Genomic DNA, 22,886 nt, shown 5'->3' with positions numbered 1-22,886 from the left:
GTGCCCGTGGGCATTTCCTGCAACGAGCAGGCCGCGCTCGAGTGCCTGTATCCGGCCACTCGTGCTCCGGGCCCGACCGGCAACGGCCGCGGGTACCTCGAGGTCGATCAGGGGTGTCCGGCCGCCGCGGTCCGACCGGTCGGTGAGACCGCACGGACAGTCTGTTGCGGGCAGCTCGTGAGCAAGGAAGGTGAGGTCAGTTTCCGGCTGCGGAGCCGTTCTCATCCCTCTGGCGACCGGGCTCGGCTTGTTCGATGCCGTCGCTGCCCCCTGTGGACGCCCGGATCGATGTGTAGTTGTGGAGATCGAATGCGCGGGTGTGCAACCGGTAACGCCAGGTGGCTCCCGGCCACAGGGAGCGGTTGATTCCTTCACGGTCGAGATACCAACTGCGGCAGCCGCCTCGGGTCCAGGTCGTTGCAGCCGAGTCGTGGTGGATGCGTGTGGTGGATCGGTGTTGTGCTTGTTCACGTACGACGAGTGCATCGGCACCGGTGCGGTCGGTTTCATCGAGTGCGGCAGCGACGTAACGGAGTTGGCTTTCGAGCATGAAGAGCACCGAGGTGTGTCCCACTCCGGTGTTCGGTCCTCCGAGAATGAACGCGTTGGGTATACCGGCCACGGTGGTGCCCAAGTGCGCTGTGACACCGTCACGAGCCCAGACCTCTTGCAGGCTGACCCCGTTTCGGCCGTGGATGGGCAATCGCATCAAAGCGGCGGAGACGTGGAATCCGGTGGCGTGGACGAGCACGTCGATCTCGTGCCGCCGGCCGTCTGCGGTGCGGACGGCGTCTGCTGCGAGTTCTGTGAGGGGTGACGTCACGAGGGTGGTGGTGGGGTGGCACAGGGCGGGGTAGAGCGTGTCGGAGAAGATGATGCGTTTGCAGCCGATCCGGTACGAGGGCGTCAGCGCTCGACGCAGGACGGGGTCGGCTATCTGGGCGTGGAGGTGACGCAGAGCCCGCGCCTCGAGGGCGGCGCGGCGACGTTTCGAGCCGGTCAGGGCGGGGAGGAGTGTCTCGTTGCGCCAATATTCGACGGTCCGGCGTGCACGGTAGGGCAGCGGCACCCGGGTACGCGCTCGGGGCAGGACCCAGGCGGGGGTGCGTTGAAACACCGTGACCCGGCCGGCGTGGTCGATGAGGGCGGGGACGAGTTGGGCGGCACTGGCGCCGGTGCCGATGACGCCGACGCGGGCGCCACGCAGGTCGAGGTCGTGGTTCCAGCGGGCGGTGTGCAGGACCGGACCGGCGAAGGAGCCGGGTAGGCGTGGGATGCGCGGGACGTTCAGTGCGCCGGTCGCCAGGACGAGGAAGCGGGCGCGGTGGAGTGTTCCGGAGCGGGTGTGGACGTGCCACCGCGCGTCGGTGTCGTTCCAGTGGCAGTCGGTGACCTCGGTGTCGTAGTCGACGCGCGCGGATCGGTGTATCCGGTCTGCGAGGAGTCGGCTGTGGCGGAGTATCTGGTGATGATCGGCCCGTCCGCTGATCCAGCCGGGGAGTCGCGTGAACGAGTAGGAGTACAGGGCGGGGTGGATATCGCACTCGCAACCGGGATAGGTGTTCTCGAGCCAGGTGCCACCGGGGCCGCTGCTGCGTTCGAGGACGTGGACTGTCCGTCCGCGGCGGGTGAGGTAGTGGGCGGCGCCGAGTCCGGCAAGGCCGCCACCGACGATGAGTACTTCGGTGTCGATCACTTGAACAGTGTTCAAGATTAGTGTTGATCAGTCAAAATCGGGTGTCTTTCGACCGGAGTCCACTACGTTCCGGCCCCGCTGGACGGCTACGGTCCGATCCGAGGGATTCGGTGATCGTGTTCGGGGTGCATGCGAGCCCGGGCCGGCGGGTCGAAGGTGCCGATCCAACGGAATACCTGTTCGAAATATCGAATCGGTTGCCGCCCGGTCCTGCCTCTTCAGGCCCCGGAGCGCACCGGTCGGCCGTGTCGAGCTGCGGCTTCCCGCATTTCTACTGGTGGATGGAGGGGGTGAACTCGATCATGTCTCGGCCGACCGCCGCTGCCGGGGCGTTCTCTGCGATGTGACCGCGTAGCGTTCTTGCGAACTCGGCTGCGTTGCCCGCTCGGAGGTGTTCGACGAGTGTGACATGTTCGGCGATGATGTCGGCGCAGCGCGTGAGCAAGTGCTCACCCGATGCGAAGAGCACGAACCGGTGCCGGTCGGAAAGCTGGTCGTAGAGCTCGAGCAGGACGCTGTTGCCTCCTGCCTCCACGAACCCGCGGTGGAACCGGAGTGTGAGGTCGATGAATCGACGAACGTCCTTGCCGGCGAAGGCAGCGCGTTGCTCGTCGATGGAATGTTCGAGGCGTTCTGCCAGGCGCTGACGCAATTCACCGGAGGCTCGATCCACCGCCGTCGTCTCGAGGACGAACCGGGCGTCGGCGAGTTCTGCGACGGTCCGCTCGCTCATTCCCTGCACCAAGGCACCACGTTTGGGGTAGATGGAGATCCACCCCTCGTCCTGAAGGCGCGCAAGTGCGACACGCACAGGTGTACGGCTCACCCCGAGATCGGCCGCCAGCGTGTTCTCACCGAGCATGGTGCCGGGGGCGTGGGTGCCGTCGAGGATGTGATCGCGGATCACCTGATAGGCACGCTCGGAGGCACTGGGGCTCTCGTTCGGGCCGGCGGTCATCGTCGTCTCCTCGTCCTCGACTCGAATCCGAGACGGATTCATCTGGGACTGTCGAGCGTAGCGATCGGAACCATCCGACTCGGCGATGCATGTGCTGGGAACGGATTCCACGGAGGCCGCGCTCGCGAGGCCGGTAGGGCAGCGCAGATCATGTGCGTGGTGTTCTTCTGATGCCGCTTCCTCGGCCGGGCTCGATGCCCAGCGAAGGTGTGCGGATGGTTGCCGCTCTGTGGGGAAGGAGGTTCACCGCTCTGCACCTTCGAGGTGGTGGTCGTCCGGGGCGGATGGTGTTGCTCGGCCGGGCCACGTCATCAGCGGCACCGCTCTGACCGCGAATGCCAGAGTGATGAGCAGAACTGCGGTAGCCATGAGGTTGATCCACAGGAAGCCGCCTGCCGCCAACACTGTGCCGGCCATGGCAGCCATCAGTGCTCCGCCCAGGTTCATCGCGGAGTCGGAGACGCCCTGCAGCGTGACCCTCGCATGGTGCGGCACCGAAGCCGTCAGCAACGCCGAGCCGCCGATGAGAAACATCGACCATCCCACGCCGAGGAGCAGTAGCGCGGTGGTCAACAACGGCATCGATGACACCGGGGCCAGGGCGTCGAGGACGCCGAGCGTGATCGTCGCGATGAAGACGGCGACCCCGGACGCGATCACGGTTCCCGGCCCCCAGCGGTCGGACATCCATCCGAAGATCGGTGAGAGCGCGTACATCCCGGCAATGTGAATGCTCACTACGAGACCGATGGCTCCGAGGTCGAATTCCTGGTGATGCATGTGCACCGGTGTCATCACCATCACGTTCGTCATCATCATCTGACCGGTGACGATCGTGACGATCGCAAACAGCGGAATCGGCTGAGCCACAACGAAACGCAGTGCATCCATGAGGCCGAGCGGCGGTGTATCGACGGTCGTGTCGCCGACTGCAGCACCGTCGTGGGCTCCGTCGTCGTCCTTGACGGTCCGGGTCGACTGCATGGTGCTTGCGCGGGGCGCGCTCGTCAGGGTCGATGCGACCAGAGCTGCAAGGGCGAAGGCGGCCATCGAGATCAGGTAGGGCCCTGCCAGCGGGTGCATTCCGAGCGCTTCGCCCAGATGTGCGCCGGGGCCGGTGAAGTTCGGACCCAGCACGGACCCGATGGTCGTTGCCCATACCACCAGGGACATCGCCCGTCCGGTCGCCGCAGGACCGGCGACGTCGACAGCGGCGTACCGCGCCTGCAGCCCGGCTGCAGTCGCCGATCCGCACATCATCATTCCCAGCATGAACAGTGGCAGGAACCCCATCGCCACGCCCGCGAGCACAACCGAGGCGCCGAGGGTGCCGATCCCGAACCCCAGGGTCAGGGCTTTGCGTCGTCCGGTACGTGCCGCGAGCGCCGCCAAAGGGTAGGCGATCAACCCGGCACCGAGGATGACGCTCATCTGCGCGAATCCGGCCATCGCGGTCCGCCCCGTGATCTGTTCGGCGAGCAGGCCACCGACGGCGTAGCCGGATGCGATTCCGGCTCCGGAGAACAACTGCGCGGTGATCAGCTTGACTTGCGTCACCCCGTGGGGAGGCATCGGCACTGCGTGGTCCTTTCGGGTGCTCGCTGAGGCGGCATGGTTTCCGGAGTGACGTGCTGGGGCGCACGGACCTCTCGACGTCTTTATGCGTAGTGTCGTTCTCTCTGCGAGAGCAACTGTGTGCGTGGAGAATCGATCGCTCGCAACTCCGTCGGGTTCGCGACGCTGCGCTCGTGGCAGGGAGGCGCGACATGCTTACGAATGGTCGTCCTGTGTGTCGTTCGGTAGGTCCTGGAGTCCCGCGTTCCTCCACCAGCCAAGAATACATCTTGGATACAAGAAGGCAACGCCGTCTCTTGTTCCGGCAGGTGCGTCGCAGACGCCCGTCGCGGACCGGGTCCCCTGTCCCGATTGCGCACGACGGTGCTTCGACCCGGGGTGCGAGGAAGAGTGTCGGTACGATGCGCGCCCACCGCTCGCGTCGTACACGGCACCGGTGGAGAAGCTCGGACCGTTCGACGACAGCCAGGCGATCAGCTCGGCGACTTCGTCGGGTCGGTCCATACGTCTTATCGGCGCCAGGCTTCGGGAACGGGTGAGGATTGTCAGCGCTACCAGAAAGATGATTACCCCGGATCCGACCGTGTGAGCCGGGTACTGTCCTGGGATGGACAAGCCGGCCCCGGCCTCTGCGCAGATTCGGGTGTCAGTGAAATGTCGGAGAAGGTGCACGTGGCGATCGGCCGGTGTCCGGCGCGGGCAGCTCGCGCGTTGGTCGTTCTCCGTGAGGTAGATCAGGCAACACGACCCTCGCCGGACGAAGCGCACTGTGTGGGAATCGGCTTCGATGTCGACGAATCTCGGTGTGAGCCTGCACCCCCATCGGTTGCCTGGCCACACCACGCGCTCGATCGTCGAGACCCTCAGTCACACTCACGGGCTTGCGAAGGCGACCGTCGAGTATCGGGCGTACTGGAAGTAATCGGCCGCGAAGACAACCTGACTCCCGTCATGGGGCGAAATGAGCACGGTTGCTGCGAAGATACCTCCGCCCCGGCCTGCCGGTGAGATCACCGGTGTGCCGGGGCAGAGGGTCCCGCACGTGCGTGCGGGTGGGCAGGTCCGCTACCGCTCGTGCACGATGACGCCGCGAATGTTCCTGCCGGCGCGCAGATCCTCGTACCCCTTGTTGACTTCTTCGAGTGAGTAGCGTGTCGTGACGAGTTCGTCGAGCTTCAACTCGCCCTGGTCGTACATACGCAGCAGTCGGACGATGTCGTATTGCGGGTTGGCCGACCCGAACAGCGTCCCCTTGATTGTCTTCTCGTTCAGCGTCAGATCGGCGCCGGACACGTGCACGGTCAGTTTGGTCGGATCGGCCAAGCCGGTAATGACGACGGTGCCGCCCTTACCGATCACGGCGGTCGCAGCCGCGACCACCTCTTCGTCGACCGTACCTACCAGGATCAGCGCCTGGTCCGCGCCTTGGCCCCAACTCAGCTCGTTCACCTTCGCTGCGGCTTCCTCTGCAGTGGCGAAGGCATGGGTGGCCCCGAATTTCAGCGCGGTTTCCCGTTTGAAGGGGAGTGGATCGACCACGACCACGTACCGTGCTCCGGCTTGCACCGCACCCTGCACCGCGTTGATACCGAGACCGCCGATGCCGTAGACGACAACGATGTCACCGGCCCGGACACCGCCGGCGTACACAGCGGTCCCCCATCCCGAGGGGACGCCGCAGCCGACGAGAACCGCGGTCTCGAGGGGCAGCCAGTCGTCCACCTTGACGACCGAGTGCTGGGATATCGTGGCCCGCTCCGAAAATGTCCCGAGCATGCACATGGCGCCGAATTCCAACTCACCGGAGCGGAATCTGAAGCTTCCATCGGGCATCGATCCCTCCAGGATCGTGGCGCCCATATCGCACAGGTTCTGTCGGCCGGTGGCGCAGTATCGGCAGGTCCCGCAGTTGGGGATGAAACTGCACACCACGTGATCGCCGGGCTTGACCTTCGTGACACCGGGTCCGACTTCCTCGATGATGCCCGAGCCCTCGTGGCCGCCGACGATGGGATAGCGCGGCGGGAGGTCGCCGTCGGTCAGGTGCAGATCGGAATGGCACAGTCCCGCCGCGGTGTACTTGATGAGTACCTCGCCGGGCCCGGGGCCGTCCAGGTCGAGTTCCATGATCTCGAAGGGCTTTCCGGCCTCGAGTAGAACAGCAGCCTTGGTCTTCATATGTGCTCTCCTGTTGAGTGCGGGGTACGGGGATGTCAGAGCGCGACGTTGACGGCTTTGGTCTGGGTGTAGAGGTCGATGGCGGCCCCACCGAGTTCGCGACCCCAGCCGGACTGCTTGTAGCCACCGAACGGCATGGCCGTATCGAAGCCGTTGTACTGGTTGATCCATACCGATCCGGCCTTCAGAAGACGCGCGGTGCAGTGTGCCTTCGAGATGTCACGGGTCCAGATGCCGGCAGCCAAGCCGTAGATCGAGCTGTTGGCGGCGGTGACGATGCCGTCATCGGCATCGAACGGCATCGCGGCGACGACCGGCCCGAAGATCTCCTCCCGCACGACGCTGAACTCCGGCTTCACGTCGACCAAGACGGTGGGCTCGACGAAGTATCCGGTCTCGCCCCAGCGCCGACCACCTGTCAGGGCCCGCGCGCCGTCCGCGAGCCCGTCGCGCAGGTAGCCGGTGACCCGGTCGAGTTGTTCCTGCGACACGAGCGGACCGAGTTCGGTCGTGGGGTCGAGACCCGGACCGATCTTGACTTTGCTCGCGGCCTCGGCGACTGCTTGGGTGAAACGTTCGAAGATGGTGTTCTCGACGTACAGGCGGGTGCCGGCGACGCAGCACTGGCCGTGGTTGAAGAGCCATGCGTTGAGTGAGCCTTGCACGGCTGCATCGAAATCGGCGTCGGCGAAGACGATATTCGGGCTCTTACCGCCGAGTTCGAGGGTGACCTTCTTGAGGTTGCCTCGGGCCGCGTCGACGATCTTCTTTCCGACCTCGGTGGAGCCTGTGAAGGCGATTTTGTCGACGTCTTCGTGCGCTGACAGCGCGGCCCCTGCGTCACCGAAGCCGGGTACCACGTTGACCACGCCGGGCGGGAAGCCTGCCTCCTCGAAGATTTCGGCGAGCATCAGTGCGGTCAGCGGTGTCTGTTCGGCGGGTTTGAGGATCACAGTGTTGCCGGCTGCGAGAGCGGGTGCGAGCTTCCACGACGCCATCAGCAGGGGAAAGTTCCACGGTACGATCAGCCCGCAGACTCCGACCGGCTCCCTCAGCGTGTAAGCGTGAAACTGACCGCCCGGCGCGAACGGCATGGAGACGTTGACCGTACTGCCCTCGATCTTGGTGGCCCAGCCGGCGTAGTACCGGAAGACGTCGGCTGCCCACGCGGTGTCGACAGCCGATGCGATCGCAGCGGATTTGCCGTTGTCGAGAGCCTCGAGCTGGCCGAAATCGGCAGCTCGCTCGGTGAGCAGATCGCCGACCCGCCAGATGAGACGCTCACGTTCGTTCGGCTTCATCGAGGCCCACGGTCCCTCGTCGAATGCGCGGCGTGCGGCCCGGACGGCGCGGTCGATGTCGGCGGCTTCACCGTGGGCGACGTCGGCGAGATGCTCGCCCGTGGCGGGATCGTACGTGACGAACGTGCGACCGGATGCTGCATCGACGAAGCGGCCGTCGATGTACAGCAATTTGGTACCGGCGAGGAAATCACGAACTTTCGCTGAAACCGACTGCTCGGCAACACCTGTCATGCCACAACCTCCTGGGGGTGATGCATATGATGTGGAACACGTTCATCGTGCCTCCCGAAGAGGTGGCGGAACTGTTCAAGCATTGGACAGCAATCGGTCACATCTTGATGTCGAGAGCCCGGATCCGGCTGTACAGCGTTGTGCGGCTGATGCCGAGGAGGGCGGACGCATGCACCTTGTTACCGCCGCTTTCCTGCAATGCTTCGATGATCGCTTCCCGCTCGGCGCGTTCGCGGCCGCCCAGACGAGCCACCCGAGCAGGTGCCCGATACGGTTCGGGCAGGTCCTCGACCCGGATCATCGCGCCTTCCTTGTCGGAAATGGCGCTGAGGACTGCGCGTAGTTCGACGAGATTGCCCGGCCACGTGTGTTCCGACAGTGCTGCCAATGCACTGGGCCCCAAACGAATCTCCGAACGTCCGAGCTCGGTCGAAAGCGCAGCGACGAGCGCCGGAAGTTCACGGATCCGCTGTCGTAGAGCCGGCACCGTCACGTGCGCGCCGCAACGGGCGAACAGCTCCCGGGCGGCGGGGCGGACGGTGTCGGCGGGATCGGCGGTGAACACGAATCTCGGTCCGTCAACGCGTGAAGCGAGAGACGCCAGCAGCGCGAGGATGGAATCAGGGGCAAGGTCGACGTGTTCGATCAGGACGTGCTCGGGTCCTGTCTCGACGTGCTCGAGCAGCCTCGCAGACCACTTACTCTCGCCTTCGGCCACCACGTGGGCGGCGTCGATGGCCCACATCGGATCCGCCGCACACTCTCGTGCAGCCCAACTCCGCCCGCTTCCTGCCTCGCCGAAAATCACAATCGAGCCGGTACTGGAACGCAATTCGGTCAGGCGGGATCTCAACCGAGAGGTCGCGTCCTGCACCGTAGCCCGTCGACGTACGGGCGCTCGGGTCTCGTCGACATCGAGAAGGAACAGTGCACCGCTTTCGGTGCCGGCCACACGACTGATGCGAAGCTCGGTGTATCCACCGCTGGAGAGCGCGAAGTCGAGTGTGCGCGACTCTCCGGGCGGCACGTCCTCCACAAGTGCGCGCAGCGCCACATGATCACCCGGTTCGAGTAGTTCGACGGCGGCCTTGTTGGTGAGCATGACGTCTTGTCCCATGGCCGCCACGGCCACGCCGCGTTGGCGGGCTGCGATCTGGAATGCGTCGACCACGCGGCGATCCGACTCGCGTGCCCCCTCGAGCAGACGTGCCTCGATGTCCCGGACGGCTCGTGCGAGGAAAGGCACGAAGAGGGGATTGGCCGTCTTCTCGGTCGAAGTGATGTCGAGGATGCCTTCGATTCTGCGCGTGACCGGATGCACGATCGGGTGACCGTAACAACTGAATTGCCTGAACGGTTCGAGGAAATGCTCGTCGCCGTGAACGATGAGGCCTTGACGTACTTCGAGTGGGGTGCCCAGCGCGTTCGTGCCATATGTCTCTTCGGACAGTGCGACGCCTGGTAGTACCCCGACATCCTCCATTGCGGATCTCATGGCGTCCGAGTCGAACATCCGCGAGACGACGCAGCAGTTACGGTCGACGAGGAGGATCCCACATTCCGTACCTGCCAGTTGTACCCGGAGGTCGTCGAGCACCGGTCGGGCGGCCCGTAACAACCGCCCAGCCGAATCCGACGGGTCGAGAAGAGTGGGCTCGGGCACTCGTGCCGGATCGATACCGCTGAGCTGCGAGCGCTTCCAGGACAGTTCGATCTCCGGGCGCAAGGTGTGCATCGCCGTTCTCCTTCCAGTTGCCTCCGGCCGACCGGTTCTGGTGACAGCGCGAGGTACCGAGTCTGCAAATCCTGCTGATTACCGTCACCGGGAGTCCGCCGACCGGACGTCCGGACCGACAGATGTGTGGTCGAATCGGTCGGCGTCGCCCATTCGTCATCGCGTGTCCTCTCCGCGCTCCGGTCCGATGCAGAAGGAAGCGGCCCACGCCGACCCCTCCAACGTACCCACACAGATGTGATGCAGGTAATAGTGGTCGACCCCGGGTTTCGGCAACTGTCCGGATTCTGAACAGTTGAAGCGAACGGTGCGGGGAACGGTGGCCATGTCGGTGCCCCACTCGCCGAGGAGGGGGAAGGCGCACCGACCGCCGCGAACGCGGTGCGTTCGTTCACGTTGCGGGCCGAGGTGTCCGGCAAGTGGAGCGCCGGACGTTCGGGATCAACTGGGTGATGATTCCGAATCGATCTTGGATCGCGTTTCGCCGGTATCACATTCGTTGAACGAGAGAGGTCTTCGGTGCCTGGCTGAGCGGACACACAAACCTGGATCTCGCGGGAGGGCTGCTGCACGGCCGGTCTTCGTGATTCCTACCCGGGTTCGGGTGCGCCGACCCGCCGCTTCCTTCCGCGCAGTTGCCAGGGTGGGCCATGTCGATCCGCGCGTAGTGCCGTCGTGGTTCAGGGTCGGGGTGATGTCCACGCCTGCCCGGATTGCGAAAGGCGACACTTGAAAGTTCGGTTAATTATGATTAACTTTCTGGCTATGAGTGAACGCTACCCGCTCCCCGAACTCGCGGATCTGCCCGAGGACATCGTCGAGCGCATCCTCGAGGTACAGGACAAGTCGGGGTTCGTGCCGAACGTGTTCCTGGCTTTCGCGCGTCGTCCCGCCGAGTGGCGAGCGTTCTTCGCGTATCACGACGCGATCATGCTGCGCGAGGAATCGGGACTGACGAAGGGTGATCGCGAGATGATCGTGACGACCATCTCCGCTGCGAACAAATGTCTGTACTGCGTCGTCGCACACGGAGCGATTCTCCGCGTCTACGAGAAGAAACCGACTGTCGCCGAGCAGGTCGCAACGAATTATCTCCTCGCCGACATCACGCCACGTCAACGTGCGATGCTCGATTTCGCTACCAAGGTCAACGCGCGTTCGCACGAGATCTGCGATGACGACTTCGAAGCCCTGCACGCACACGGCCTCACCGATGAGGATGCATGGGACATCACGGCGATCACCGCGTTCTTCGGGTTGAGTAACCGCATGGCGAGCGTGACGGGGATGATGCCCAACGTCGAGTTCTACACGATGGGACGCACACCTCGGGCTTGACGGGCACGCCCGTCGAGGAAGTCCTCGGTTTCGAACTCGGTTCCATGGCAGAAACCGCGCCGACGCGTTGTGTAGGGCCCCTGTCGTATTACTTTGGATGCGAAGGCATTCGGCGCCTCTTCCGAAGAGGTCCTTTCGACTTCACGGATGCGTGGTGCCAGTGCCGAGTGCGATGCCCGGCCCCGCTCGCTGAGAAGTACCCGCACCTTGCGGCGACCATGGGGGCATCGCACAGACCATTCGAGACCGCGACCGGAAGCACGACCACCCCCCCACACACACACGGGGTTGTCGGTGTAGGGACCGACGTAGGAGCAGGTGACATCCTGCCCTGCCCTGCGTACCGCTCGACTCTGGGCCGAGGAGTTGTGGCTGCGCCGCTTCGCACTCGGTAGCGGGATGAGAAAGGTCGAGATCAAGGTATATCCCGCACGGCACGTCGCGGCTCCGTCCTTCCAGCAGGACCTGCTCGCCCCCGCGATCGAGGAAAGTGTGGACGAACGCCCAGCAGTGTGGTTACTACGTTCACGGCTCGAAACGGTATCCGCGTCCGGGTTCGGTAAGCAGATAGCGTGGGTGGGCGGGGTCCGGTTCGAGCTTGTGGCGCAGTTGAGCGAGATAGACGCGTAGGTAATGGGTTTGAGTGAGGTAGGACGGTCCCCACAATTCGCTCAGCAGTTCGCGGTGGCTGACGAGTGTGCCGCGGTGAGCGACCAGGATTTCGAGCAGTCCCCATTCGGTGGGGGTGAGGTGGACGTCGGTACCGTCCCGGGTGACTTTCTTCGCCGCCAGGTCGACGGTGAAGGCGTCGGTTTCCACCACGGGGGTGGAAGGAGCCGGGGAGGCGCTGGCCCGTCGGGCGGCAGCTCGGATCCGGGCGAGAAACTCTTCCATCCCGAAAGGCTTGGTGACGTAGTCGTCGGCTCCGGTATCGAGGGCGGCGACCTTGTCGGCGGCGTCGGTACGGGCGGAGAGGACGATGACCGGGGCAGAGCACCAACCGTGGAGACCCGCAAGGACTTCGATGCCGTCGAGATCGGGCAGACCCAGGTCGAGCACGATCACGTCGGGTTGTTGGTGTGCGGCGGCACGAAGAGCGGTACGTCCGTCGGCAGCAGTGTGCACTTCGTATCCGCGGGCAGCGAGGTTGATGCGTAACGCGCGAAGGAGTTGGGGGTCGTCGTCGACGACGAGGATGCGGGTCACGGGCGGACCTCGACCGGTGCGGCGGCGAGGTCGACGACCATGGTGGTGCCGCCGCCGGGCGTGTCGGTGGTAGTGAGATTTCCACCCATGACCTCGACGAATCCGCGGGCGACGGTCAGACCGAGTCCGGCGCCGCCGGTGGCACGGTGATCTCCTGCCCGGGGAAAGGTATCGGTGTCCTTGTGGTGAAGGCCGGGGCCGGTGTCGGCGATGGTGAGGACCGTGCGGCCGTCGGAGGTGATGGATTCGACGCGGATCGGGCCGGTGGGGGCATAGCGCAGTGCGTTGTCGAGAAGGTTGGCCACGACCCGTTCGAGCAGTGCGCCGTCTGCAGCGACCGTGGTCTCACCGACGTCGATGTGAATGCGTTCACGGATTGTGCGGGAGAGCTCCGACTCTCCGTTCGTCAGGGTGAGGAGGGCTCGATGGATCACCTCGTCGAGGTAGACCGGAGTCACCACGGGAGTGATGACTCCGGCTGCGAGCCGGGACGAGTCGAGCAGGTTCGATACCAGAGCGGTGAGCTGATCGGTGGATTCCTCGATGGTCGCGAGCAGTTCCGCGGTGTCCTCGGGGGAGAACTCGATATCGGTGCTGCGCAGGCTGGAGGCCGAGGCTTTGATGGCAGCCAACGGGGTTCGCAGATCGTGGCTCACCGCAGAGAGCAACAGTCGCCGTAGACGATCGGTTTCGGCCAGAGACGACGCATGGGAGGCTTCTGCGGCGAGTTCTTGCTGCCGTACCAGCGCGGCGGCCTGTCCGGCCACAGCGGTGAGAATCCGCCGGTCATGCGCACGCAGTTGTGGTCCGGCGAGTAGGAGAGCATAGGCGCTGTCGTCGACCTCGCAGGCGGTGTCGGCGGTGTGCAGGGACATCGGTGGTGCCGCCCCGGCCGTCCCCAGCACCTGGGGTGAATTACGGTCACTGCGAAGGAGACTGACACCGTCCTGGGTGTACGTTTCCCGGACCTTCTCGAGTAACTGGGGAAGATCGGCACCCCGCAGCACGGCGCCGGCGAACGAGGCGAGCAACTCGGCTTCCTGGGAAGCGAGCCGGGCCTCGCGCGCCCGGGCGGAGGCGGCGTCGACCAATGCGGCGACGGCCACCGCAACGACGAGAAGGACAACGGTGGTGACGAAATTGTCCGGCTCGGCGATGGTGAAGCTGTAACGCGGCTCGGTGAAGAAGAAATTGAGCAGCAGTCCCGACAGCAGGGCCGCAACGATGGCCGGGCCGACGCCACCGAACAGTGCGACGACGAGGATGACCACGAAGAACAACGCGTTCTGGCCGGCCACTCCGGACAGTCGGTCCAGTCCGGCCATCAGGGCGGTGGCGACAAGGGGGATGAGGACCGCTGCGATCCAGGACTGCAGACGGTGGTCGTGGCGGCCCAGCAGTGCCATCTTCGGTGCGCGGCTCGTGTGTTCGTGGGTGACCATGTGCACGTCGATCCTGCCCGAGTCGCGCACGACCGCCGAGCTGATCCCCTCGTCGAGGATGCGTGCCCATCGCGAGCGGCGGGATGTACCGATCACCAGCTGGGTGGCGTTCACCTCGCGCGCGAAGTCGAGCAGTGTGGTGGGTACGTCGTCGCCGACGACGCTGTGCACGCTCGCTCCCACACTCTCTGCCACGGTTCGGACCTTCGTCATCTGTGGCGCCGAAACACCGGTCAGTCCGTCGCCGCGTACGACGTGCACGACCATCAGTTCGGCGCCGGCCCGGCCGGCGATTCGGCTGGCGCGCCGGACCAGTGTTTCGGATTCGGGTCCGCCGGTGACGGCCGCGACGACCCGTTCGCGGGCCTCCCAGGTGGCGGTGATGGCATGGTCGCCGCGGTACTTGGCCAGAGCGACGTCGACCTGGTCTGCGAGCCAGAGCAGGGCGATTTCGCGCAGGGCGGTCAGGTTGCCCTCGCGGAAGTAGTTGCGCAGGGCGGCATCGATCTTCTCGGCGGCATACACGTTGCCGTGTGCGAGGCGTCGCTGGAGCGCCTGGGGGGTGATGTCGACCAGTTCGACCTGCTCGGCGCGGCGCACCACATCGTCGGGGACGGTCTCGCGCTGGACCACACCGGTGATCTGCTCGACGACGTCGTTGAGGGATTCGAGGTGCTGGATGTTCACGGTGGACAGTACGTCGATGCCTGCGTCGAGCAATTCTTCGACGTCCTGCCATCGCTTCGGGTGACGGCTGCCCGGAGCATTGGTGTGGGCGAGCTCGTCGACCAGGGCGACCGCAGGCCGGCGGGCGAGTACGGCATCGAGGTCGAGCTCTTCGAATTCCGTGCCGCGATAGGTGCGTCGCCGCGGAGGGACGATTTCGAGACCGGCCAGCTGCTCGGCGGTGCGAGCCCGGCCGTGGGTGTCCACGATCGCCACCACCACATCGGTGCCTCGGACCAGTCGCCGATGCGCTTCACCGAGCATCGCGAACGTCTTGCCCGCGCCGGGGGCGGCTCCGAGATAGATTCGCAGCCGTCCCCGCCGCAGCGGTCGAGATGTGTTGGGCGCAGTACTGGTCACGATGCCATCATCCACCCGAGGAAACCTGGTCGCAGTCGGGTGCAGTCAGTCCCAGGGCGACGTTCAACTCGGGTACGTCGACTCGTTCGACCCCGAGAAATCCGAGTTGTCGGCCCTCGGTGTGCGCGGCGACGAGGTCGCGGACCTGTTCTTCGGCGAGGCCGGTGACCCGCGCTACCCGGGGCGCTTGCAAGGCCGCATAGCCAGGGGAGATGTGCGGATCGATGCCGGATCCGGAGCCCGTGACCGCGTCGACCGGTATCGAGTGCGGTGTCACGTTCTCCCGCGCTGCGATCACCGCGCGTCGTTCCTCGACGAAGCGGGCGAGGATCTCACTGCTCGGGCCCTGGTTCGACGGGAGCGCAGCGGCCGGGTCGCCCGGGGCGAAGGCGTCATCGGCGGCGACGGATCCCACCGTCCGAAGGTGGAAGAAGGGATCCGGCTCGCCCGCGGGGACCTGTGGGTCCACACCGATCAGCTTGCTGCCGACCACGCATCCGTTCGCATCCGTCAGGGGCGACCCCTCGGCGTTGACGGATCCCAGTCGTCCGAGTGCCCATACTGCGGCCGGGTAGGCCACGCCCACGATCACGCTCAGAGCGACGAGCATCAGCAGTCCCACCCGAGCCGCTCGCACTACGCCTGTGATGAAGCCGAACGATCGCATCACGATCACCCCATTCCCGGAACAAGACGCACCACGAGATCGATCGACCAGATCCCGACGAACGGCGTGATCACCCCGCCGAGACCGTAGATCAGCAGATTGCGGCTGAGCAGCGATGACGCGCTCGCCGGTCGGTAGCGCACCCCCTTCAGGGCAAGAGGGATCAGCGCCACGATCACCAACGCATTGAAGATCACCGCCGAGAGGATCGCGGATTGCGGTGTGGCAAGACCCATGATGTTCAGCCCTGCCAGTTGCGGATAGATCCCGCTGAAGAGGGCCGGCAGGATCGCGAAGTACTTGGCCAGGTCGTTGGCCAGCGAGAAAGTGGTCAGGGCCCCGCGCGTGATGAGCAACTGTTTGCCGATCTCCACGACCTCGATCAACTTCGTCGGGTCGGAGTCGAGATCGACCATGTTCCCGGCTTCCTTGGCTGCCGAGGTTCCGGTATTCATCGCTACCCCCACATCTGCCTGAGCGAGGGCCGGTGCGTCGTTGGTCCCGTCGCCGGTCATCGCGACGAGGCGACCACCGTGCTGCTCCGCTCGGATCAATGCCAGCTTGTCCTCCGGCGTGGCTTCGGCGAGAAAGTCGTCGACCCCGGCCTCGGACGCGATGGCCTTGGCGGTGAGAGGGTTGTCGCCGGTGATCATCACCGTGCGGATGCCCATTGCCCGCAGTTGGGCGAACCGCTGTGCCATGCCGGGTTTGACCACGTCGGTCAATTCGATGACGCCGAGTACCGATGCGCTGCGATCATCGGCTCGGGCGATCACCAGCGGAGTCCCGCCGTCACGGGCGATTCTGTCGACGACGACGGTCACCTCCGGCGGTGTCGACCCACCGTGCTCGTCCACCCAGCGGATGAGGGCGTCGGCGGCGCCTTTGCGGATGCGGACGGGGCTCCCGGCGTCACCGGTCATGTCGAGCCCGCTCATCCGGGTGTGCGCCGTGAATGCGACGAACTCCGCGGACCCCTCGTTGCCGGACGGGCTCGGATCGAGGTGGTACCGCTCGGCACACAGTTCGACGATGCTGCGACCCTCGGGTGTGCCGTCGGCCAGACTCGACAGTCGCGCGGCCGAAGCGGCTTCGACGTCCGTGACGCCGGGGGCGGGGTGTAATGCGGTGGCGCGACGGTTGCCGTAGGTGATGGTGCCGGTCTTGTCCAGCAACAGCGTGTCGATGTCCCCGGCGGCTTCGACAGCACGGCCGGACTTGGCCAGGACGTTGCGTTGGACGAGCCGGTCCATCCCGGCGATGCCGATCGCGGACAACAGCGCGCCGATGGTGGTGGGGATCAAGCACACCAGCAGTGCGACCAGTTCGACCGGTCCTTGCTCGACCCCGGCGTACGCACTCATCGGCCCGATCGCGACGACCGCGAGCAAGAACACGATCGTCAACGCGGCGAGCAGGATGTTCAGGGCGATCTCGTTGGGGGTCTTCTGCCGGGCGGCGCCTTCGACGAGAGCGATCATCCGGTCCACGAATGTCTGTCCGGGTGCGGCGGTGATCCGCACGACGATGCGGTCGGAGAGCACGGTGGTACCACCGGTGACCGCGCACCGGTCCCCACCGGATTCCCGGATCACCGGTGCGGATTCCCCGGTGATCGCCGATTCGTCGACTGTGGCGATACCGTCGATCACATCCCCGTCACCGGGAATCGTCTGCCCGCTCTCCACGACGACGAGATCACCCACGTGCAGTTCGGTGGTCGAGACGGATTCCTCGGTGCCGCGACCTGTGAGGCGGCGAGCGATGGTGTCCTGCTTGACTTTTCGGAGGCTCGCTGCTTGTGCCTTGCCCCGCCCTTCGGCGACCGACTCGGCGAGGTTGGCGAACAGCACGGTGAACCACAGCCACGCCGCGATCGACCAGGCGAACAGACTGCCTTCGGCCGCGGCCGCAGCGGTGGCCACCACCGAACCGACCAGTACGACGAACATGACCGGATTGCGCGCCACATGTCGGGGGTCGAGCTTGCGTATCGCGCCGGGCAACGACGTCACCAGCTCGCGGGTGGTGAACACCCCGCTGCCGACACGGTGTGGCCGGGTGGAGGCGGTCTCCCGCTCCGGACGAACATCTACAGTCACTGCAGTGCCTCTGCGATCGGGCCCAGGGCGAGGGCGGGGAAGAAGGTCAAGGCCGCGACAAGCACCGTCGTGCCGGTGAGCAGACCGGCGAATGCGACGCCGGCGGTGGGAAGGGTCCCCGAACCGGACGGGACGCGTCGCTGTGTGGCGAACGACCCGGCCAGGGCGAGGACGAACAGGATCGGCAGGAACCGCCCGAACAGCATGCACATCCCGAGGGAGGATTGAAGCCAGTCGCTCGTCGCGGTGAGGCCACCGAAGGCGCTGCCGTTGTTGTTCGACGCGGACGCGTAGGCATAGAGCACCTCGGTGAAGCCGTGGATCGCGCCGGGTGTGCCCGGGTCACCCGAGTTGCCGAGGTATCCGGTCGTGGACGAGAGGATCACTGTGATCCCGGTGCCGGTGAGCACCAGCGCAGGCATTACCAGCACCGCCAGCGCGGCCAGGGTGATTTCTCGTCTGCGCAGCTTCTTGCCGAGGAACTCGGGGGTACGGCCGACGAGCAGACCGCCGACGAACACGGCGATGACCGACAGGACGAGGATGCCGTACAAGCCGGTTCCCACTCCACCCGGCGCGATCTCGCCGAGCAGCATGTTCAGCAGCACGGCACCGCCGCCGAGCGGGGACATGCTGTCGTGTGCGGAGTTCACCGCGCCCGTGCTCGTTCCTGTGGTCGTCACGGCGAACAGCACCGAACCGGGAATCCCGAAGCGCACCTCCTTGCCCTCCATCATCGCGCCGGCGGCATTCGCAGCCACGCCGCGAGTGCCGGATTCGGCCGCCATCGTCACTGCCAGCACGGTGGTGTAGAGCAGGGCCATCACGGCAAGGACAGTCAGGCCTTGTCGGCGGTTGCCGATCATCGTGCCGAAGGTGCGGGTCAATGCGACCGGAATCAGAAGGATCGCGAGAATCTCGACGATGTTGCTGATCGGGGTGGGGTTTTCGAACGGGTGTGCAGAGTTGGCGGCGAGGATGCCACCGCCGTTGGTGCCCAGTTCCTTGATGGCCTCCTGCGAAGCGACCGGCGCCAGTGCTGTGGTGACCGTGTTCCCGTCCAGGCCGGTGGCGGTGAACCCACTGCGATACGACTGGATTACTCCCTGGGACAACAGGATCAGTGCGATGACGAACGCCAGCGGCAGCAGGATCCGCACGGTCCCACGGGTCAGGTCCACCCAGAAGTTGCCGATCTCACCGCCACCTCCGACACGCACCAGGCCGCGAATCAACGCAACCGCCACGGCCATACCGACGGCTGCGGACACGAAATTCTGTACCGCGAGACCGACAGATTGGGTCATCGGGCTCATCGTCGTCTCGGGAACGTAGGACTGCCAGTTGGTGTTGGTGACGAAGGAGACGGCGGTATTGAATGCGACTGCCGGACTCACCGCTCCCAGACCGTGGTCGAGCGGCAGGACACCTTGAAGGCGCTGCAGCGCGTAGAGGAAGAGCGCACTCGCCAGCGAGAAGCCGAGCACGCTCGCGGCGTATCCGTACCAGGTCTGTTCGGCGCGGGGATCGATCCGGCACAGTCGGTACATCAGGGACTCGACTCGAAAGTCCTTCCATCGCAGGGCGAGATCGGTCGTGTAGACCCTCGCCATATAGTCACCGAGCGGAACATAGGTCAAAGCCAGGACTGCGACGACCAAAGCGATCTGCAGTCCCGCGGCCACAGCAGGATTCATCGGACCGTCAGAACCTCTCCGGATCGAGCAGTGCGCTCAGCAGGTACACCACCAGTGCCGCCGCAAGCACGACGAGCGCGACGCTCGCCACACCCGTCCAGGTCATCTCTCACCGCGCACGTACAGAGCCCGCAGCACCAGGACGCACACCGAGAACCCCATCAAGATCAGCACCACGTATGCGGTGTCGGTCATATCGTCTTCCCTTGCCGTCGACACGAACAGGCGCCGGTCGGCACCCGCATCACACGCTGGCACCCACCGAACCGGTTCGGCCGGATCCTTACGAAATCCTGATGCTCTCCGGCGATATCCATACGGGATCCTGATATCGGCTCTGCTCCTCCGGGGGAGCGCCGCCCGGGTCGGAGGCAACTGCCCGACCGGTGAACGATCGAAGCGGTGCGCGTGCACGGTCCGGTCCGGGAAGACGAGTGAATCGTTCAGCTGTGCAGCCATTGCCGGCGATGTGCAGCTGCCGCCTTCGGTCGATCGCGTGTGGTGTCAGGCAAAGATGTCCTGATGGTAGCGCCCTTCGGTCTCGAGGCGGCGCAGCCGAACTTCTCCGTCGTCGCCCGTCCGGTCGGCGTAGATCTGTGCCAACGCTTGTCGGACAGCCGGTGCCATGCGCAGTCCGTCTCCACAGATGTAGATATGTGCCCCTTGTTCGAGTAGGTCCCAGATGCGGTCGGCTTCGGCAGCCACGGCGTGCTGGACGTAACGGATCGGATGGCCGGGCAGCGCGGAGTAGGCCGTGTGCACCCGCACCCGGCCGGCTTCGTGCCAGGTGTCGAGTTCGTCGCCGTAGAGCCGGTCGTGCTTCGGGTGACGGCAACCGGTGAACAGCTCGATCGGTCCTGTCGAGGCGGTGTGGGCGCGCTCTTCCAGGAAACCCCTCAACGGTGCGATACCGGTTCCGGGGCCGATCAGAATCACCGGGGTCGTCGGATCGGCGGGTAAACGGAACGACGGTATGGGCGTGCGGACATGACCGTAGAAGATCTCTCCGGGTGTCAGATCTGCCAGGTAGGCAGAGCACGTGCCTCGGTACCGGCCCGTGCCCGACCACGCGGCACCTTCCACCAGCCCGACGGTGAGCCGGACATGACCCGGCCTCGCCGACGGTGACGACGAGATCGAGTAATAACGCGGACGGATCGGTCCGGTAGTTTCCAGAAAGACCGCCAGCGGCAGCGTGATCGAAGGGAACCATTCCAGTAGATCGGTCACGCACACGTGCTTGGCCAGAATCTCCTCGGCGTAGGCGTGGGCGAGTGCCCTCAATTGCCCGCGGGTATGCGGGCAGGAGGTGTAGGCGGTCAGCGTCTCGAGATCGGAGCGTGTGGCAGGCTCCTGCAGTTCGACGAATTCGCTCAACAACAGCCCCACCGTGACCGGCCTGCCTATCGGCAGGTGGGTGGTTCCTCGGGCACGTAACCGCACCACCTGGCCGCGGAGGATTCGGAGAACGCGTAGTGCCCGCTGCACCTGTTCGGGATCATTCCGGGCAACGACAGCGAGGTGATCACCTGCGGCATAGGTGACACCGTCGGGAAGTGCGGCAACGATCGAACGCACCCCGGGACGGGGTGCCTCACGCGAGAAGTCCCAGAGCCCGGCAGGATCACCGGTGAGTTCGTGGTTCTCGACCACGGTCAGCGGGACGGACGCCGCGGAGAGCACCTCGGGACGTGTGTCGGATTCTGTGAGAACGTCCACTCGGTAACGGCTACCGCCGGCATCGGCAGCTGTGCCGTACTCGGCGGCCAGCGCTTCCCACAGTGCAGTGGTCCACGCGCTGACACCACCGTCGAAATCACCGGCTGCGTCGGCCTCGCCCCGGTCGACCAGAGGCACCGCTCCCGCCGCGGTCAGCTTGGCGTAGGCCCGTCGAGGAAAGGCCTGGTAGGTGGGCCACTGAGTGTCGCCGCAGCCGAGCAACGCGAGCCGTATGCCGTGCAGGGACGGCAGTTCGTCACAGGCATCGAAGAGTTGGGCATTGTCGGGTGCTCGGCCGTTGTAGCTGGCGGCGATCACGGCGAGAATCCCCTCACGGGGCGGTTCGGCAGCAAGTTCGTCGAGGGTGATCACGCGAACGTCGAAACCGGATCGGTCTGCCCGCTCGGCGAGCCGTTCGGAGATATCGGCGCAGGTGCCGAAGTTGGAACCGTACGCGATCGTCAGGACGGTACCGGCGGAGACCGCGTCGATCGGTTCCTCGGGGGTTGTCGCCGCGACAGGCGTGTGCTCGGTGGCCCGTTCATGAGGCCGGCGTTTCCGGACGCGGACGGTGAAACCGTCCGGTTTGAGAGTGAGGGTCTGCTTGAGCTTCATTCGGTAGGCACGCGGATCACCGATCGCGAACTGTTGCAGGATCAGCGCGAGAGCCAGCCTGGCTTCGGTGAGAGCGAACTGGCGTCCTATACAGGCGCGTTCGCCGTTTCCGAACGGTTTGTATGCTGCGGGATGGTGCGCGTTTCTGCGTTCGGGAAGCCACCTGTCGATGTCGAAATCGTCCGGCCTGTCCCACGCCTTCGGGTGGCGGTGCAGGGCCGGCAGCAACACGAAGATCTGTTGACCTTTGCGGATCGGATAGTGGCCGATCTCGGTGTCGGAGAACGGCTCGAGGATGATGCCGGGGATGGGTGACCAGATTCGGAGCGTTTCCTCCAGCACCCGGGGGATCACGTCCAGTTTCATGATCGCTTCGTATGTCGGCGCGGTGCCGTCGGGAAGCAGCCGGTCGACCTCGCGGTACGCCTGGGCGAGCGCATGGGGGTTGCGCAGCAGGTTGTACAGGGCGAAGGAGAGCAGTCCACTGGTCGTCTCGTGTCCGGCAATGAGGAAGGTCAGCACCTGATTGCGGATGTTCTCGTCGGGCAACGCCTGCCCGGTTCGGGGGTCGGTGGCGTCGAGCATCAAACCGAGAAGGTCTGTTCTACCGGCGTGGTCGCGTCCGCGGCGCCGGCGGATGACTTCGTCCACCAGTTCCTGCATGACACGGATGTCGGCTCGGTAGGTCTCGTCGCGTGTGGTGCGCATTCTGGTAACCAGTCGGGGCTGCCGAGCGCGGACCATGGCTTCGGTCAAGGCGTTGCTCATCGCTTGAAGGAAGGGATGAAGTTGTGGGGAGGTGAAGGATTCGAATCGGAAGCCGAAGCCGGTGAGCGCAATGGTGTCCAAGGTCAGACGAGTCATGTCGTCGGCGACGGGCAGGTCTTCGCCTTCCCTCCGAGCCCAGGATGCGGTCAGGGCTTCGGCGACCTCGAGCATCTCCGCGAAGTAGGCCTTCATGGACCGCTGTCCGAATGCGGGCATCAGGATGCGGTGTGCCTGACCCCAAACCGGTTCGTTGCCGCGTGCAGTGAACAATCCGTCGCCGGTGAAGTCGCGCACGAGCGACAGTGGTGGCGCGATGCTCTTGTAGAACCGTGTCTCGTCGCAGACCTCGGCAACGAGGTCGGGATCGTAGACGAACATCGCCCGGTGACCCAGGATGTCCACCTGAAAGATGCCCTCGGGATGCTCCTGGGCCGCTTCTACCAGGAAGTCGGTGGGTACGTCGCCGGCAAGCTGGAGGGCGTTGCCGAGGATGGGCACTCCTCGCAGGCTGGGGACGGAGCGAGTCGCGGACACGGAAGACTCCTTCGGGCCGGGGCGGGGGACTGTAC

Annotated in this window: 14 protein-coding genes and 1 pseudogene; 1 reads left to right on the top strand and 14 read right to left on the bottom strand. The window is 65.3% G+C overall.

Annotated elements, in window-relative coordinates; translation table 11 throughout:
• Nucleotides 1–196: 196 nt before the first annotated feature.
• The 7 genes and pseudogenes from A8G18_RS09655 to A8G18_RS09630 all read right to left on the bottom strand — a co-directional run bounded on the left by A8G18_RS09655 (nucleotide 197) and on the right by A8G18_RS09630 (nucleotide 9,677).
• Nucleotides 197–1,696 carry a flavin-containing monooxygenase gene (locus tag A8G18_RS09655; protein ID WP_064063700.1) on the bottom strand — a complete coding sequence of 500 codons (1,500 nt, stop codon included), beginning with the start codon at nucleotides 1,694–1,696 and terminating at the stop codon, nucleotides 197–199.
• A 271-nt stretch (nucleotides 1,697–1,967) separates the two neighbouring features.
• Nucleotides 1,968–2,654: a GntR family transcriptional regulator gene (locus tag A8G18_RS09650; protein WP_041804383.1), complete on the bottom strand. Its 687-nt coding sequence runs from the start codon at nucleotides 2,652–2,654 to the stop codon at nucleotides 1,968–1,970.
• A 243-nt stretch (nucleotides 2,655–2,897) separates the two neighbouring features.
• The gene (locus tag A8G18_RS09645; RefSeq protein WP_064063699.1) at nucleotides 2,898–4,226 is read right to left on the bottom strand and encodes an MFS transporter; all 1,329 of its coding nucleotides are present in this window, start codon (nucleotides 4,224–4,226) and stop codon (nucleotides 2,898–2,900) included.
• 399 nt (nucleotides 4,227–4,625) lie between these two features.
• Nucleotides 4,626–4,772: pseudogene (locus tag A8G18_RS23345) on the bottom strand (3-oxoacyl-ACP reductase); the annotation flags it as partial.
• 522 nt (nucleotides 4,773–5,294) lie between these two features.
• Entirely contained in the window at nucleotides 5,295–6,407 is a 1,113-nt protein-coding gene (locus A8G18_RS09640; RefSeq protein WP_016934781.1) for an NDMA-dependent alcohol dehydrogenase, read from the bottom strand.
• A 35-nt stretch (nucleotides 6,408–6,442) separates the two neighbouring features.
• Entirely contained in the window at nucleotides 6,443–7,942 is a 1,500-nt protein-coding gene (locus A8G18_RS09635) for an aldehyde dehydrogenase family protein (protein WP_064063698.1), read from the bottom strand.
• Nucleotides 7,943–8,039: 97 nt separating this feature from the next.
• Nucleotides 8,040–9,677, bottom strand: a complete 1,638-nt coding sequence (locus A8G18_RS09630) for a sigma-54-dependent Fis family transcriptional regulator (RefSeq protein ID WP_064063697.1) — start codon at nucleotides 9,675–9,677, stop codon at nucleotides 8,040–8,042.
• A gap of 765 nt (nucleotides 9,678–10,442) precedes the next feature.
• Between A8G18_RS09630 and A8G18_RS09625 the strand changes: the two genes are divergently transcribed.
• On the top strand, nucleotides 10,443–11,015 hold the full coding sequence (locus A8G18_RS09625) for a peroxidase-related enzyme (protein ID WP_064063696.1): 573 nt from the start codon (nucleotides 10,443–10,445) through the stop codon (nucleotides 11,013–11,015).
• 525 nt (nucleotides 11,016–11,540) lie between these two features.
• Here the strand turns inward: A8G18_RS09625 and A8G18_RS09620 are convergent.
• The 7 genes from A8G18_RS09620 to A8G18_RS09590 all read right to left on the bottom strand — a co-directional run bounded on the left by A8G18_RS09620 (nucleotide 11,541) and on the right by A8G18_RS09590 (nucleotide 22,851).
• Complete coding sequence (locus A8G18_RS09620) at nucleotides 11,541–12,221, bottom strand: response regulator (RefSeq protein ID WP_016934561.1); 681 nt, start codon at nucleotides 12,219–12,221, stop codon at nucleotides 11,541–11,543.
• Entirely contained in the window at nucleotides 12,218–14,749 is a 2,532-nt protein-coding gene (locus A8G18_RS09615; RefSeq protein ID WP_064063790.1) for a sensor histidine kinase, read from the bottom strand. Before A8G18_RS09615 ends, A8G18_RS09620 begins: the two co-directional genes overlap by 4 nt.
• 7 nt (nucleotides 14,750–14,756) lie before the next feature.
• Entirely contained in the window at nucleotides 14,757–15,416 is a 660-nt protein-coding gene (locus A8G18_RS09610; RefSeq protein WP_064063789.1) for a potassium-transporting ATPase subunit C, read from the bottom strand.
• Between the two features lie 5 nt (nucleotides 15,417–15,421).
• A complete protein-coding gene (kdpB, locus tag A8G18_RS09605) occupies nucleotides 15,422–17,518 on the bottom strand; it encodes a potassium-transporting ATPase subunit KdpB (RefSeq protein ID WP_064063695.1) in 2,097 nt (698 codons plus the stop codon).
• A complete protein-coding gene (gene kdpA, locus A8G18_RS09600) occupies nucleotides 17,515–19,215 on the bottom strand; it encodes a potassium-transporting ATPase subunit KdpA (protein ID WP_064063694.1) in 1,701 nt (566 codons plus the stop codon). Before kdpA ends, kdpB begins: the two co-directional genes overlap by 4 nt.
• Before the next feature lie 7 nt (nucleotides 19,216–19,222).
• Nucleotides 19,223–19,321, bottom strand: coding sequence for a K(+)-transporting ATPase subunit F (kdpF, locus tag A8G18_RS09595; RefSeq protein WP_024100290.1), 99 nt, complete (start codon nucleotides 19,319–19,321; stop codon nucleotides 19,223–19,225).
• Nucleotides 19,322–19,719: 398 nt separating this feature from the next.
• Entirely contained in the window at nucleotides 19,720–22,851 is a 3,132-nt protein-coding gene (locus A8G18_RS09590) for a bifunctional cytochrome P450/NADPH--P450 reductase (RefSeq protein ID WP_245207822.1), read from the bottom strand.
• Nucleotides 22,852–22,886: the final 35 nt, after the last annotated feature.

This window comes from Rhodococcus gordoniae (genome assembly GCF_001646655.1).
Taxonomy (GTDB): domain Bacteria; phylum Actinomycetota; class Actinomycetes; order Mycobacteriales; family Mycobacteriaceae; genus Rhodococcus; species Rhodococcus gordoniae.
The sequence above is the reverse complement of the archived record's forward strand: the minus strand, read 5'-3'. Positions and strand labels throughout refer to the sequence as shown.